The 14,142-nt window shown below is 73.7% G+C and carries 11 protein-coding genes and 1 pseudogene; 9 read left to right on the top strand and 3 right to left on the bottom strand.

Going from position 1 to position 14,142, the window contains the following annotated elements; all coding sequences use genetic code 11:
- Positions 1–137 precede the first annotated feature (137 nt).
- Positions 138–329 carry a hypothetical protein gene (locus ABD946_RS38390; RefSeq protein ID WP_345290462.1) on the bottom strand — a complete coding sequence of 64 codons (192 nt, stop codon included), beginning with the start codon at positions 327–329 and terminating at the stop codon, positions 138–140.
- Here ABD946_RS38390 and ABD946_RS38395 point away from each other — a divergent pair.
- A pseudogene (locus ABD946_RS38395) lies at positions 234–2,406 on the top strand (HelD family protein). The gene ABD946_RS38390 and the pseudogene ABD946_RS38395 sit on opposite strands and share 96 nt — an antisense overlap.
- Before the next feature lie 216 nt (positions 2,407–2,622).
- Here the strand turns inward: ABD946_RS38395 and ABD946_RS38400 are convergent.
- Complete coding sequence (locus ABD946_RS38400) at positions 2,623–2,817, bottom strand: hypothetical protein (protein ID WP_345290463.1); 195 nt, start codon at positions 2,815–2,817, stop codon at positions 2,623–2,625.
- Here ABD946_RS38400 and ABD946_RS38405 point away from each other — a divergent pair.
- A complete protein-coding gene (locus tag ABD946_RS38405) occupies positions 2,732–4,207 on the top strand; it encodes an NAD-dependent malic enzyme (RefSeq protein WP_345290377.1) in 1,476 nt (491 codons plus the stop codon). The two genes, ABD946_RS38400 and ABD946_RS38405, sit on opposite strands and share 86 nt — an antisense overlap.
- A 527-nt stretch (positions 4,208–4,734) precedes the next feature.
- Complete coding sequence (locus tag ABD946_RS38410; RefSeq protein ID WP_104816345.1) at positions 4,735–5,016, top strand: HU family DNA-binding protein; 282 nt, start codon at positions 4,735–4,737, stop codon at positions 5,014–5,016.
- A gap of 78 nt (positions 5,017–5,094) precedes the next feature.
- On the opposite strand, the gene murA is transcribed toward ABD946_RS38410, so the two are convergent.
- Entirely contained in the window at positions 5,095–6,450 is a 1,356-nt protein-coding gene (gene murA, locus ABD946_RS38415; protein ID WP_345290378.1) for a UDP-N-acetylglucosamine 1-carboxyvinyltransferase, read from the bottom strand.
- A 283-nt stretch (positions 6,451–6,733) separates the two neighbouring features.
- On the opposite strand from murA, the gene ABD946_RS38420 reads away from it, so the two are divergent.
- The 6 genes from ABD946_RS38420 (at position 6,734) to ABD946_RS38445 (ending at position 14,095) form a co-directional block, all read left to right on the top strand.
- On the top strand, positions 6,734–7,303 hold the full coding sequence (locus ABD946_RS38420) for a YqgE/AlgH family protein (RefSeq protein ID WP_345290379.1): 570 nt from the start codon (positions 6,734–6,736) through the stop codon (positions 7,301–7,303).
- A gap of 72 nt (positions 7,304–7,375) precedes the next feature.
- Positions 7,376–7,657, top strand: coding sequence for a DUF3039 domain-containing protein (locus ABD946_RS38425; protein WP_345290380.1), 282 nt, complete (start codon positions 7,376–7,378; stop codon positions 7,655–7,657).
- A 72-nt stretch (positions 7,658–7,729) separates the two neighbouring features.
- Positions 7,730–9,331, top strand: a complete 1,602-nt coding sequence (locus ABD946_RS38430) for a beta-N-acetylhexosaminidase (RefSeq protein WP_345290381.1) — start codon at positions 7,730–7,732, stop codon at positions 9,329–9,331.
- A gap of 287 nt (positions 9,332–9,618) precedes the next feature.
- Positions 9,619–10,479, top strand: coding sequence for an FAD binding domain-containing protein (locus ABD946_RS38435; protein ID WP_345290455.1), 861 nt, complete (start codon positions 9,619–9,621; stop codon positions 10,477–10,479).
- Positions 10,476–11,771: a (2Fe-2S)-binding protein gene (locus tag ABD946_RS43225; RefSeq protein WP_380149627.1), complete on the top strand. Its 1,296-nt coding sequence runs from the start codon at positions 10,476–10,478 to the stop codon at positions 11,769–11,771. Before ABD946_RS38435 ends, ABD946_RS43225 begins: the two co-directional genes overlap by 4 nt.
- Positions 11,768–14,095 carry a xanthine dehydrogenase family protein molybdopterin-binding subunit gene (locus ABD946_RS38445; protein ID WP_345290382.1) on the top strand — a complete coding sequence of 776 codons (2,328 nt, stop codon included), beginning with the start codon at positions 11,768–11,770 and terminating at the stop codon, positions 14,093–14,095. Before ABD946_RS43225 ends, ABD946_RS38445 begins: the two co-directional genes overlap by 4 nt.
- Positions 14,096–14,142: the final 47 nt, after the last annotated feature.

The raw sequence follows: 14,142 nt of genomic DNA on the forward strand, positions 1-14,142 counted from the left end.
AGTGGTGGTGCGGTGCAGGTGATGTGTGCGGGTGTCTGCCGCTGGGCGGGGTCCTGGGCGTAGGATCTTCCGTCCGTCTCTTTTTTCCCGCAGGTTCACAGCCGCCACTGAACGAGGCCATGCACAGCAGCACAGACTCAGACACCGTCCGAGACCGCGAGATCGCCGAGGAGCAGCGCCACCTCGACACCGTCTACCGCCGGTTGGAGGAGAAGCTCGCCGAGGCCGAGTACATCCTCGAGGACGCCGCCAAGCGCGTCCACGTGGGCACGCCCGGCGCGCTCGCGGAGCGGGACGCCCAGGTGTACCGCGCCGGGGCGCACCTGCACCGGCTGAACACCGAGGTTCGAGGACTTCCTGTTCGGCCGGATCGACCTCCAGCAGGCCGACGCCCCGGAGGAGCACGGGATCCCGTCGCAGACCCCGCTCGACCCGGCCGACCCGGCCGTGGCCGAGACCCTGCACATCGGCCGGCTCGGCGTGCTGGACGCCGAGTTCGGTCCGCTGGTGATCGACTGGCGGGCCCCGGCCGCCGCGCCGTTCTACCGCTCGACCCCGGTCGAGCCGGGCCCGGGTGATCCGGCGCCGGGTGATCCGGTCCAAGGGCCGCCGGGTGATCGGCGTCGAGGACGACCTGCTCCGTCCGGACCTGACGCCGACCCTGGGCGGTCAGGAGCTGGCGGTGGTCGGCGACGGCGCGCTGATGGCGACGCTGGGCCGGGCCCGCAGCCACCACCATGCGCGACATCGTCTCCTCGATCCAGAAGGAGCAGGACGAGGTGATCCGGGCCCCCGCGCCCGGGTGCCACCCTGGTCACCGGCGGCCCGGGCACCGGCAAGACCGCCGTCGCGCTGCACCGCGCCGCCTTCCTGCTCTACCAGGACCGCCGCCGGTACGCGGGCGGCATCCTGGTGGTCAGCCCGACCGCGCTGCTGGTCTCGTACACCGAGGGCGTGCTGCCCGCGCTGGGCGAGGAGGGCCAGGTGGCGATCCGCGCGGTCGGCAGCCTGGTCGACGGCATCGAGGCGGGCCGGTACGACACCCCGGAGACCGCCCACGTGAAGGGCTCGGCCCGGATGGTGACGCTGCTGCGCCGGGCGGCCAAGGCCGCCCTGGAGCTGGGTGCCCCGACCGAGCTGAAGGTCTTCGCCCGCGGCGAGGCGCTGCGCCTGGACGCCGGCCGCCTGAAGGCGGTGCGCGGCAACGTGATCGGCAGCGGCGGCACCCCGCTCAACCTGCTCCGCCCGCGGGCCCGCCGGCTGCTGCTGGACGCGCTCTGGCAGCAGGCCACCCGGCACCTGCCGCGCCCCGCCGACCACTACGCGCGCGAGCAGCGCCAGGAGGAGAAGGAGGCCTTCGACGAGTACGTCTCGGACGAGGCGGCGTTCCTGGACTTCCTGGAGGCCTGGTGGCCCGCGCTGACGCCCCGTCGGGTGCTGGCGACCCTCAAGCAGTCCCGGCACACCAACCGGATCGCCCGACGCGCCGTCACCCCGGAGGAGGCCCGGCTGCTGGCCGACTCCTGGCGGCACCTGACGTCCCGCGGGGAGGGCGAGCTGTCGGCGCACGACGTGGCGCTGGTGGACGAGCTGCAGTTGCTGCTCGGCGAGGCGGCGGTCCGCAAGGTCCGTGAGGTGGACGCGGTCGACATGCTGACCGGCCTGGACGAGGTGACCACCTACGCCGACCGGATGTCCCGCCAGCGGGAGCGCGTCCCGGTGGAGCGCACCGAGTACGCCCACGTGATCGTGGACGAGGCGCAGGACCTGACGCCGATGCAGTGGCGGATGGTCGGCCGCCGGGCCCGGATGGCGACCTGGACCATCGTCGGCGACCCGGCGCAGTCCTCCTGGCCGTTCCCGCAGGAGGCGCAGGCCGCGATGGACGAGGTGCTGGCCGGCAAGCCGCGCCGTCGGCACACCCTGACCGTCAACTACCGCAACCCCTCGGAGATCGCGGAGGTGGCGGCCAAGGTGCTGGAGCTGGCCGCTCCCGGCACCCCTTCGCCGACCGCCGTCCGCTCCACCGGCCTGGAGCCCCGCTTCGCGGCGGTCGGCTCGACCGAGCCGGCCGCGGTCGCGGCGGCGGCCCGGGCCGAGCTGGAGCGGCTGCTGGCCGAGGTGGACGGCACCGTCGCGGTGGTGGTCCCGATGGACCGCCGGGCCGAGGCGGCCGGCTGGGTGGCCGGGCTGGGCGAGCGGGCGGTCGCGCTGGGCTCGCTGGAGGCCAAGGGCCTGGAGTACGACGCCACGGTGGTGGCCGACCCGGTCGGCATCGCGGGCGAGTCCGAGGCGGGCCTGCGGGTGCTGTACGTGGCTCTGACCCGGGCCACCCAGCGGCTCACCGTGCTCTCCGGCCCGGACGACCTGCCGGACGCGGACGGGGTGCCGGCGCTGCTGCGCTGACGGACCGCCAGCTGACGCGGGGACAGCGGAAGGCCCCCTCACCGGACTTGGTGAGGGGGCCTTCGAAGCTGTGACACCGACCCGCCATGCTCGCCTCGCGGCAAGTGGTCCCTCTAAGGGACGAAGGTTGGGCCCGGGGGCTTGGATCGAGCCGGTGCCTTGTCCAATGTAACGCATCGTCCGCCGAGGGCAAGAAGCCTTGTCGACTCCGCACACTCAATGAACGTTATTTCTATCGAACCCTTGGTGAGTGCGACGATCGAGGTCTAGCATGCCGACTGCGCAGGCATTCAACAAAGTGTTGATTTCAGGAAGAAGGACGTCGATGGCGACGGTGCCCAGTGTCTCGAACTCGATCACGGTCCGGTTGGAGGTGCCCGCCACCGGCAACGCGGTGAGCTCGATCACCACCGCCGTCGAGTCCTCCGGCGGCTCGGTCACCGGCCTGGACGTCACCGCCTCCGGCCTCGAGGCGCTGCGGATCGACGTCACCGTGGCCGCCGCCTCGGTCGCCCACGGCGAGGAGATCGTCGAGAAGCTCCGCGCGATCGACGGCGTGGCGATCGGCAAGGTCTCGGACCGCACCTTCCTGATGCACCTCGGCGGCAAGATCGAGATGTCCTCGAAGCTGCCGATCCGCAACCGCGACGACCTCTCGATGATCTACACCCCCGGCGTGGCCCGGGTCTGCATGGCGATCGCGGAGAACCCCGAGGACGCCCGCCGCCTGACCATCAAGCGCAACAGCGTCGCCGTGGTCACCGACGGCTCGGCCGTGCTGGGCCTGGGCAACATCGGCCCGAAGGCCGCCCTGCCGGTGATGGAGGGCAAGGCCGCGCTGTTCAAGCGCTTCGCCGGCATCGACGCCTGGCCGATCTGCCTGGACACCCAGGACGCCGACGAGATCGTCGCCATCGTCAAGGCGATCGCCCCCGGCTTCGCCGGCATCAACCTGGAGGACATCTCCGCGCCGCGCTGCTTCGAGATCGAGGCCCGGCTGCGCGAGGCCCTGGACATCCCGGTCTTCCACGACGACCAGCACGGCACCGCGATCGTGGTGCTGGCCGCGCTCACCAACGCGCTCAAGGTGGTCGGCAAGCCCATCGACGAGATCCGCGTGGTGATGTCCGGCGCGGGCGCGGCCGGCACCGCGATCCTCAAGCTGCTGCTGGCGGCCGGCGTGCGGCACGCCACCGTGGCGGACGTGCGCGGCGTGGTCCACGAGGGCCGCGACGACCTGAACGACAGCCTGCGCTGGATCGCCGAGCACACCAACCGCTCGGGCCGCACCGGCAGCCTCAAGGAGGCGGTGGCCGGGGCCGACGTCTTCATCGGCGTCTCCGCCCCGAACGTGCTGGACGGCGACGACCTGGCCACCATGGCCGAGAACGCGATCGTCTTCGCGCTGGCCAACCCGGACCCGGAGGTGGACCCGGCGGTGGCCCGCCAGACCGCCGCCGTGGTGGCGACCGGCCGCAGCGACTTCCCGAACCAGATCAACAACGTGCTGGTCTTCCCCGGCGTCTTCCGCGGCCTGCTGGACGCCCAGAGCCGCACCGTCAACACCGAGATGATGCTGGCCGCCGCCCGGGCGCTGGCCACCACCGTGGCCGACGACCAGCTGAACCCGAACTACATCATCCCCAGCGTCTTCCACCCCGACGTGGCCAAGACCGTCGCGGCCGCCGTCCGGGAGGCCGCGCTGGCCGCCCGCGGCGAGACCGAGCCGGCCCCGGCCCCGCCCACCCCGGGCATCGTCGGCACCCTGGACACCACGTCGTTCCCGGCCGTTCAGCTCTGATCCAGCCGCAGCTCGGGCGGGGTGGCGGGCCCGGTCCGGACCTCCCGCGCGGAGGGTCCGGCGGTCGGCCGGCCACCCTACCCGAGCCCGCTCGCCCCGAACCCTTGCGACACAAGGGGAAGGGGCGTGTTTGGGCTTGTCGGTGGCAGGGCGTACGGTAGCCCTGCACGGGGCAGGCGTGTCCGACAAGTACGGAACGTCCCCCTGGGCCCTCGGCGTGTCGTCCCGGCCCGCCGCCCGCCCCGGTCCACCGGAGCGGACGGAGCGTCACAACTCCGTCCGGCGGGCGCTGTTCGGGTCAACCGCGGCGGGGACCGATTGGCTTTCTCAGTGCCGGTCGGGGCAGGATTCGTACCCAGGCAGTGCGGTTTGAGGCGCTTCGGGGTGCAAGCCCGACCCCTGACCAACCCTCGCCTGAACGAGCACAGTGTGCGGACCAGCGGCCCTGCCGTCGCCAGTGATGGCGGCCCGGCGGGACGACCGACGGGCCCCGCACACCGCAACGCGAACAGACCACAGGAGTACACATGAACCGCAGTGAGCTGGTGGCCGCTCTGTCGGAGCGCGCCGAGGTGACCCGCAAGGACGCCGACGCCGTTCTGGCCGCCTTCGCCGAGGTCGTCGGCGAGGTCGTCGCCAAGGGTGACGAGAAGGTCACCATCCCCGGCTTCCTGACCTTCGAGCGCACCCACCGTGCCGCCCGCACCGCTCGTAACCCGCAGACCGGCGACCCGATCCAGATCCCGGCCGGCTACAGCGCCAAGGTCAGCGCCGGTTCGAAGCTGAAGGAGGCCGCCAAGGGCAAGTGACGCCCCTGGTAGCCCCTACGACCGTGGCCGGTCTCCCCTCGGGGAGACCGGCCACGGTCGTTTCGCGTGCCGTCCGGATCAGACGGCGACCAGCTCCTCGTCGGCCGGCTCCTCGTTCTTCAGCTCGACCTGGGCGCCCAGGTCGCGGAGCTTCTCCATGAAGTTCTCGTAGCCGCGGTTGATCAGGTCGATGCCGTGCACCGTGGAGGTGCCCTCGGCCGCCAGCGCCGCGATCAGGTACGAGAAGCCGCCGCGCAGGTCCGGGATGACCAGCTCGGCGCCGATCAGCTTGGACGGGCCGGAGACCACCGCGGAGTGCTGGAAGTTGCGCGCGCCGAAGCGGCAGGGGGTGCCGCCGAGGCACTCGCTGTAGAGCTGGATGTGGGCGCCCATCTGGTTCAGCGCGCCGGTGAAGCCGAGCCGGGACTCGTACACCGTCTCGTGGACGATGGAGAGGCCGTCGGCCTGGGTCAGGGCGACCACCAGCGGCTGCTGCCAGTCGGTCTGGAAGCCGGGGTGCACGTCGGTCTCCAGGGCGATCGCCTTGAGCTCGCCGCCCGGGTGCCAGAACCGGATGCCCTCGTCGTCGATCTCGAAGGCGCCGCCGACCTTCCGGAAGGTGTTCAGGAAGGTCATCATCGGGATCTGGTCCGCGCCGCGGACGTAGATGTCGCCCTTGGTGGCCAGCGCCGCGCAGGCCCAGGAGGCCGCCTCCAGGCGGTCCGGCAGGGCGCGGTGGTTGTAGCCCGAGAGCTCCTCCACGCCGGTGATCAGGATGGTGCGGTCGGTGCCCATCGAGATGATCGCGCCCATCTTCTGCAGGACGCAGATCAGGTCGACGATCTCCGGCTCGACGGCCGCGTTGCGCAGCTCCGTGACGCCCTCGGCGAGCACCGCGGTGAGCAGCACCTGCTCGGTCGCGCCGACCGAGGGGTAGGGCAGCTCGATCTTGGTGCCCTGGAGCCGCTGCTGGGCCACCAGGTAGGTGCCCTGCGGGTGCTTCTCGATGGTGGCGCCGAACTGGCGGAGCACCTCGAAGTGGAAGTCCACCGGCCGGCCGCCGATGTCGCAGCCGCCCAGGCCCGGGATGAAGGCGTGGCCGAGGCGGTGCAGCAGCGGGCCGCAGAACAGGATCGGGATCCGGGAGGAGCCCGCGTGCGCGTCGATGTCGGCGACGTTGGCGCTCTCCACGTGCGAGGGGTCGAGGATCAGCTCGCCCTCCTCGTCGCCGGTGCGCACGGTCACGCCGTGCAGCTGCAGCAGGCCGCGCACGACCTTGACGTCGCGGATGTCCGGGACGTTGCGCAGTCTGCTGGGGCCCGTGCCGAGCAGGGCGGCGACCATGGCCTTGGGGACCAGGTTCTTCGCACCACGGACGCGGATCTCGCCTTCGAGCGGGTTTCCGCCGTGGACCAGCAGGACGTCGTCGGTCATCGTTCTCGCAATCCGGGGTGACTGGGGGAGGAAGCGGCTGCGGAGCAGGGCAAACGCGAGTGGAAGGAACTTCCGCCGTTCGGCGAATGCCCTTCCACCACCTGTAGATGGTAATGGGCGGGCGGGTGGTTCCCTTGCGCCCTACTGGTGATGGTCGCCTCCCCGGAACCTCCACGGCGGCGACACGGCGGTGCGGTACGGCCGTACGGGTGTTCGCCCACGGCGTGTCGGGGCATCCCGTGTTGTCCGCCCCGGGCGGGCCGGACTGGGGGATCATGTGGGCATGACCCCGGCCTCCTCGCACACCGGCCGACTGCTGGTCGCGACACCGCTGCTCACCGACCCGAACTTCTCCCGGGCGGTGGTGCTGCTGCTGGACCACGACGCCCAGGGCGCGCTCGGCGTGGTGCTCAACCACCCCACCCCGATCGAGGTCGCCGCCGTGCTGGACGGCTGGTCCGCGCTGGCCGGGGCGATGCCGGTGGTCTTCCAGGGCGGCCCGGTCGGCCTGGACTCGGCGCTCGCGGTGGCCGTCGTCCCCGGCGAACCGGGCTCGGTCGAGCCGCTCGGCTGGCGGCGGGTGCACGGCGCGATCGGCCTGGTCGACCTGGAGGCCCCGCCCGAGGTGCTGGCCGGGGAGCTCGGCGGCCTGCGGGTCTTCGCCGGCTACGCGGGCTGGTCGCCCGGCCAGCTGGAGTCCGAACTCGCCGAGGGCGCCTGGTACCTGGTCGACTGCGAGCCCGGCGACATCTTCTCCCCGGAGCCCGAACGCCTCTGGCGCTCCGTCCTGCGCCGTCAGCGGGGCCCGCTGGCGGTGCTGGCGACGTACCCGGACGACCCGACGCTGAACTGAGGCGGCCCCGGCGGCGCGGGCTGCGGGCGTGTGCCTTCTGTTCGGTTCGGCGGGCCCATAGACTTGAGCGTCATGAGCACTCTTGAGCCCGAGCGCGGCCTCGGTACCGGCACCCTGGTCGAGCCCGTCCCCCAGGTCTCCAACGGGGACGGCGACCACGAGCGCTTCGCGCACTACGTCCAGAAGGACAAGATCATGGAGAGCGCGCTCTCCGGATCCCCCGTGGTCGCGCTCTGCGGCAAGGTCTGGGTGCCCGGGCGGGACCCGAAGAAGTACCCGGTCTGCCCGATGTGCAAGGAGATCTACGACGGCATCGGCGGCCCGCAGGGCGGCGGGGACGACGACAAGAAGTAGCGCGTCGCGCTCTGCAGAACACTTCCCGATTGGTCTATGCCACTCGGGCCCCGGCGGGGCAGGATGCAGGTCATGGACCTCATCCCTGCCCCGCTGAGTGTCATCTCCCCCGAGACTTCCGGCACCTACCCCCTCGACGCGAGCACCGGACTGACCGCCGACCCCGCGCTCGCCCCGGTCGCCGACTGGCTGCGCGTCACGCTCGGCGCCTCCACCGGACTCCCGTTTCCCGCCGCCCCCGGCGGCATCGAGCTGCGGCTCGACGAGGCCGCCGCCCCCGAGGCGTACCGGCTCGCCGTCGGCCCCGAGGGCGTGCTGCTCTCCGCGAGCACCACGGCCGGCGCCTTCGCCGGCGCCCAGACGCTCCGTCAGCTGCTCGGCGCCGACGCCTTCCGCACCGCCCCGCTGCGCCGCGCCGGCTGGGAGCTGCCGTACGCGGAGATCGAGGACGCGCCGCGGTTCGGCTGGCGCGGCGTGCTGCTGGACGTCTCGCGGCACTTCATGCCGAAGGCGGGCGTGTTCCGCTTCATCGACCTGATGGCGGCGCACAAGCTGAACGTCCTGCACTTCCACCTGACCGACGACCAGGGCTGGCGGATCGAGATCAAGCGCTACCCGCGCCTGACCGAGACCGCGTCCTGGCGGGAGCGGTCGATGGTCGGCTTCCGGGCGGCGGACCGCCGGGACGACCGGCCGCACGGCGGCTTCTACACCCAGGACGACCTGCGCGAGATCGTCGCGTACGCCGACGCCCGGCAGATCACCGTGGTGCCGGAGATCGACCTGCCCGGCCACTCGCAGGCCGCCATCACCGCCTACCCGGAGCTGGGCAACACCGACGTGGTGGACACCGCCGCGCTCGGGGTCTGGACGGACTGGGGCGTCAGCGAGAACGTGCTGAACGTCTCCGAGGCCACCCTGCGGTTCTTCGAGGGCGTGCTGGAGGAGGTGCTGGAGATCTTCCCGTCGCAGTTCGTGCACCTGGGCGGGGACGAGTGCGACAAGGACCAGTGGCGGAAGAGCCCGGCCGCGCAGGAGCGGATCCGCGAGCTGGGGCTGGCCGACGAGGACGAGCTGCAGAGCTTCTTCATCCGGCACTTCGACAGCTGGCTCGCCGAGCGCGGCCGCCGGCTGATCGGCTGGGACGAGATCCTGGAGGGCGGGCTGGCGCCCGGCGCCGCGGTCTCCTCCTGGCGGGGCTTCGAGGCCGGGATCGCCGCCGCCACCGCCGGGCACGACGTGGTGATGTGCCCGGAGACGTACGTCTACCTGGACCACCGGCAGGGGGCGGGGGAGGAGGAGCCGATCCCGGTCGGCTTCGTCCGCACCCTGGAGGACGTGTACCGCTTCGAGCCCGTCCCGGCCGAGCTGGACGAGGAGGCCGCGGCGCACGTGCTCGGCACCCAGGCCAACATCTGGACCGAGTTCATGGACGACGCCCGGGACGTGGACTTCCGGGCCTTCCCGCGGCTGGCCGCCTTCGCCGAGGTGGCCTGGTCGGCGCTGCCCGCGCCGGCCGAGCGGGACTGGGAGGGATTCGAGCGGAGGATGACGGCGCACTACGCGCGCCTCGACGCGCTCGGCGTGGAGTACCGCCCCCCGGGCGGTCCGCACCCCTGGCAGAAGCGCCCCGGCGTGCTCGGGCGTCCACTCGACGGGCCGAAGGACTCCTGACGGAGTGTCGGAAGCCTCCGGGAACTCCTGGTGGAGGCCCGGACGTCAACAACAGATGAAGATCCGATCCGGTGGCCGCCGGATCGGATCGTTCTGTGCCTGGATTCGTCCGGGATTGACACAGCTTGTTCGCGGGCCAGGAAATGATCACCAAGCTTTGTGTGCCAGAGTTGCCCAACCCGCACCGATCGCCCGTACCCTACGGGCCAGGCCACACACCGCCGGGGGACGGCGGGGCAGTTGATGAGCAAGTGGAGCACGGTGGATTCCTGGTGAACCGGACGATCATGCTGCCGGCCTCGCTCGACGAGGCCGTCGAGGCGCTCGCCGCCACACCCGGCGCGGTGCCGGTGGCCGGGGCCACCGACCTGATGGAGGCGGTCAACGCCGGACGGCTCCGCCCGGCCGCGCTGATCGGCCTCGGCCGGATCACCGAACTCCGGGGCTGGCGCTACGAGGACGGCGGCACCGCCGTCCTGGGCGCGGGCCTCACCTTCGCCCGGATGGACCGGCCCGACTTCGCCGCGCTGATTCCCGCGCTGGCCGACGCGGCCCGCACCGCCGGGCCCCCGCAGATCCGCAACGTCGGCACCCTGGGCGGCAACGTCGCCACCGCCGCCCCCGGCGGCGACACCCTGCCGGTGCTCGCCGCGCTGGAGGCCGCCGTCACCCTGGCCCGCCCCGGCGGCAGCCGCGAGGTGCCCGTCAGCCACCTGCTCACCGGCCTGGACCCGGTCCGCCCGGGCGAGCTGCTCACCTGGGTGCGCGTCCCGCTGCTGCACGCCCCCCAGGTCTTCCTCAAGGCCACCGGCCGCAGCGGCCCGTCCCGCGCCAGCGCCTCCGTCGCCCTGGTGCTCGACCCGGCCCGCCGGGCCGTCCGCTGCGCCGTCGGCGCCGTCGCCCCCGTACCGCTGCGCCCGCTGGAGGCCGAGGCCTGGGTGGCCGGCTGCATCGACTGGGACGCCCGCGGCGACCAGGCCGCCGACGCCATCGGCCCGGCCGCCGCGGCCGCCTTCGGCGAGTACGTGGCCGCCGCCTGCGTCCCCGACGGGGCGCTGGAGGGGGAGGGGGCCCCGGCCGCCGCCGCCCGGCTGCGGCGTACGGTATCCGTGCTGGCCCGACGGGCGCTGGGAAGGGCACTGAAGTGACGGATCTGGTGAGCGACGGCCTCGGCGCCGCGGTCGGCGGTGCGGCGGCCGGCGGTGCGCTCGGCGGAGATGCGGTCGGAGACGCGGCCGGCGGCCCACTCGGCGGTGACCTGCGCCCGACCGCCTCGTACACGCTGCGGGTCAACGGCTTCGACCGGCCCGTGGCCGACGCCTGGATCGGCGAGAGCCTGCTCTACGTGCTGCGCGAGCGGCTCGGCCTGGCCGGGGCCAAGGACGGCTGCGAGCAGGGCGAGTGCGGGGCCTGCTCGGTGCAGGTGGACGGCCAGTTGGTGGCCGGCTGCCTGGTGCCCGCGGCGCTCGCCTCGGAGAGCGAGATCGCCACCGTCGAAGGACTGAGCGCGGACGGCTCCGCCAGCGACGTGCAGCAGGCGCTGGCCGACTCGGGCGCGGTGCAGTGCGGCTACTGCACCCCCGGCATGGCGATGGCCGTGCACGACCTGCTCCAGCGCAACCACCGGCCCAGCGAGGTCGAGGCGCGGCAGGCGCTCTGCGGCAACCTCTGCCGCTGCACCGGCTACCAGGGCGTGCTGGCCGCCGTACAGACCGTGGCGGAGGCGCGCGGGCTGGCCGAGGAGGAGGCGCTGGCCGCCGCCGAGGCGGCCGCGACGGGGGCGTCGGCCGCCGGGACCGCTGCCGGGACCGCCGACGCCGGGACCGCCGACGTCGCCGGGGCTGCTGCCGAGGGCGGCGCCGCCGCGGTGGCCGCGGCCGTCGCGGACCTGCCCCCGGTCGGTGAACTCCCGCTCTACGCCGACTCCGACGCCTGGGTCGAGGCCGAGCCGGCCCTCACCGAGTACGGCCTGACCACCCATCAGACCGGCGTCTACGAGCCGGGCTTCCCGGCCGGCGCCTCCTACGGAGCCAGCTTCGACCCGGCCCCGTACGACCCGGGCCACGACGCCGTCTACGAGCCGGTGCAGGGCGAGGCCACCCCCGCGCACGGCACCGCCTACGACGGCCCGGCCGCCACCGGCACCCCCGCGCACGGCACCCCGTACGTGCCGACCCCGGCGCACGGCACCGCGTACGACCCCGGCTACGCCCCGGGCCCGGCGCCCGCCCCGGCCCCTGCCCCTGCCCCGGGCTTCGGTCAGGGTCCGGACCACGGCCTCGATCACGGCACGGTCTACGAGGGCGGTTACGAGCAGACCTACCAGGCCTTCGAGGGCGGCTACCAGACCGGTTACGACCCGGCCGCCGCCCAGGCCCAGGCCCACGACGGCAGCACCCCGCCGCACGGCATCCGGCACCCCGAGGACGATCGCGCATGAGCTCGCCCACCGACCTCACCGCCCCGGCGGCGCCCACCGCCTCGGAGGCCGAACTCCCCGACGGCGCGGAGCCGTTCGGCCTCGGCACCTCCGCCCGGCGCAGCGACGCGCTGCCCAAGGCGCTCGGCATCTACCCCTACGCCTCCGACCTCTGGGCCGAGGGCCTGCTCTGGGGCGCCGTGCTGCGCTCGCCGCACCCGCACGCCCGGATCGTCTCGGTCGACACCAGCGCCGCCCTGGCCGTCCCCGGCGTGCACGCCGTGGTGACCGCCGCCGACCTGCCGTCCGCCTCCGTCGAGGGCCTGACCGACCGCCGGGGCGTCGCCGACCGCCCGGTGCTCGCCGACGGCCTGGTCCGCCACCACGGCGAACCCGTGGCCGCCGTCGCCGCCGACCACCCCGACACCGCCCGGCTGGCCGCCGCCTCGATCGTGGTCGAGTACGAGCTCCTGGAGCCCGTCACCGACCCCGAGCAGTCCTTCACCTGCCCGCCGCTGCACCCCGACGGCAACCTGTTCCGCCACCTCCCGCTGCGCACCGGCGACCCGGAGGCGGTCGGCGAGGTCGTGGTCGAGGGCCTCTACCAGGTCGGCCGCCAGGACCCGGCCCCGATCGGCGCCGAGGCGGGCCTGGCCGTGCCCCGCCCCGACGGCGGCGTCGAACTCCACCTCTCCTCCACCGACCCGCACGGCGACCGCGACCGCACCGCCGCCTGCCTCGGCCTGGAGCCCGACCGGGTCCGCCTGGTCGCCACCGGCGTGCCCGGCGCCACCGCCGACCGCGAGGACCTCTCCTTCCAGGTCGTGCTGGCCCTGCTCGCGCTGCGCACCGGCCGCCCGGTGAAGATGACCCTCACCCGCGAGGAGTCCTTCCACAGCCACACCAGCCGGCACCCCGCTCTGCTGCGCTACCGCCACCACGCCGACGCCGAGGGCCGGTTGGTCAAGGTCGAGGCGCAGATCCTGCTGGACGGCGGCGCCTACGCCGAGGTGTCGGCCGAGGCGCTGGCCGCCGCCACCGCCTTCTCGGTCGGCCCCTACACATGCCCCAACGTCTTCGTCGACGCCTGGGCCGTGCGCACCAACAACCCGCCCGCGGGCCGGATGCGCGGCGAGGGCGCCCTGCAGACCTGCTTCGCGTACGAGTCCCAGCTCGACCGGCTCGCGGCCCTCGTCGGCGTCGACCCCGTGGAGATCCGGCGGCGCAACGCGATGACCACCGGCGACCCGCTGCCCACCGGACAGGCCGTCACCTGCCCCGCCCCGGTGGCCGCCCTGCTCGACGCCGTCTCCACCGCCCCGCTGCCCGCACTGCCGGTCGACGACCCCGACAGCGAGTGGCTGCTCCCCGGCGGCCCGGGCGGCGCCGGCGACCCGGCCGCCGTCCGGCGCGGCATCGGCTACGCCCTCGGCATGGTCCACATGCTCGGCGCCGAGGGCGAGGACGAGGTCTCCACCGCCACGGTCCGGGTCAGCGGCGACCACGCCACCGTCATCTGCGCCGCCGTCGACGTCGGCCAGGGCTTCGCCACCCTCGCCCGGCAGATCGTCCAGTCCGTGCTCGGCGTTTCCGAGGTCTACATCGCGCCGGTCGACAGCGACCAGTCGGTGGCCGGCCCGTCGGCGCGCGGGCGGCACACCTGGGTCAGCGGCGGTGCGGTGGAGCGGGCCGCGGTGATGGTCCGTCACCAGCTGCTCCAGCCGATCGCCGCCAACTTCGGCATGTCGGTGGAGCTCCTCACCATCGCCGACGGCAAGATCTCCTCCTACGACGGTGTGCTCGGCATGCCGGTCACCGAAGCCCTGGAGGGCAAGGAGCTCTGGGCCACCGCCCAGTGCCGCCCGCACCCCACCGAGCCGCTGGACGAGAACGGGCAGGGGGACGCCTTCGTCTCCATCGCCTTCTGCGCGATGCGGGCCGTCGTGGACGTGGACATCGAGCTCGGCGCGGTGCGGGTGGTCGACGTGACCGTCGCCCAGGACGTCGGCCGGGCCCTGAACCCGCGTCAGATCGAGGAGCGCATCGAGGCGGGCGTCGCCCAGGGCGTCGGCCTGGCCCTGCTGGAGGACCTGCGCACCGAGGGCGGCCGCCTCCTCAACCCCTCCCTCACCGGCTACCGCCTCCCCACCGCCCTCGACACCCCCGAGGTCCGCATCGCCGCTCTCCTCGAGGAGCGCGACGTGGTCGCCACCTTCGGCGCCAAGGCCGTCAGCGCCGTCCCCGCCGTCGCCGCCCCCGCCGCCGTCGCCGCAGCCGTCCGCGCCGCCACCGGCCTCCCCGTCGCCCGCCTCCCCATCCTCCCCGAGGACGCCATCACCGCCTGACGCAACCGCGCCCGCTAGGGTGACGTCCCGTAGACAGTCAGTCAGTC

Source organism: Kitasatospora albolonga (assembly GCF_039535905.1).
Taxonomy (GTDB): domain Bacteria; phylum Actinomycetota; class Actinomycetes; order Streptomycetales; family Streptomycetaceae; genus Kitasatospora; species Kitasatospora albolonga.

What these genes read in the sequence shown, in the direction of transcription:
- ABD946_RS38405 (WP_345290377.1), top strand. Translation starts at nt 2,732, where the DNA reads ATGGCGACGGTGCCCAGTGTCTCGAACTCGATCACGGTCCGGTTGGAG.
- ABD946_RS38410 (WP_104816345.1), top strand. Translation starts at nt 4,735, where the DNA reads ATGAACCGCAGTGAGCTGGTGGCCGCTCTGTCGGAGCGCGCCGAGGTG.
- murA (WP_345290378.1), bottom strand. Translation starts at nt 6,450, where the DNA reads ATGACCGACGACGTCCTGCTGGTCCACGGCGGAAACCCGCTCGAAGGC.
- ABD946_RS38420 (WP_345290379.1), top strand. Translation starts at nt 6,734, where the DNA reads ATGACCCCGGCCTCCTCGCACACCGGCCGACTGCTGGTCGCGACACCG.
- ABD946_RS38425 (WP_345290380.1), top strand. Translation starts at nt 7,376, where the DNA reads ATGAGCACTCTTGAGCCCGAGCGCGGCCTCGGTACCGGCACCCTGGTC.
- ABD946_RS38430 (WP_345290381.1), top strand. Translation starts at nt 7,730, where the DNA reads ATGGACCTCATCCCTGCCCCGCTGAGTGTCATCTCCCCCGAGACTTCC.
- ABD946_RS38435 (WP_345290455.1), top strand. Translation starts at nt 9,619, where the DNA reads ATGCTGCCGGCCTCGCTCGACGAGGCCGTCGAGGCGCTCGCCGCCACA.
- ABD946_RS38445 (WP_345290382.1), top strand. Translation starts at nt 11,768, where the DNA reads ATGAGCTCGCCCACCGACCTCACCGCCCCGGCGGCGCCCACCGCCTCG.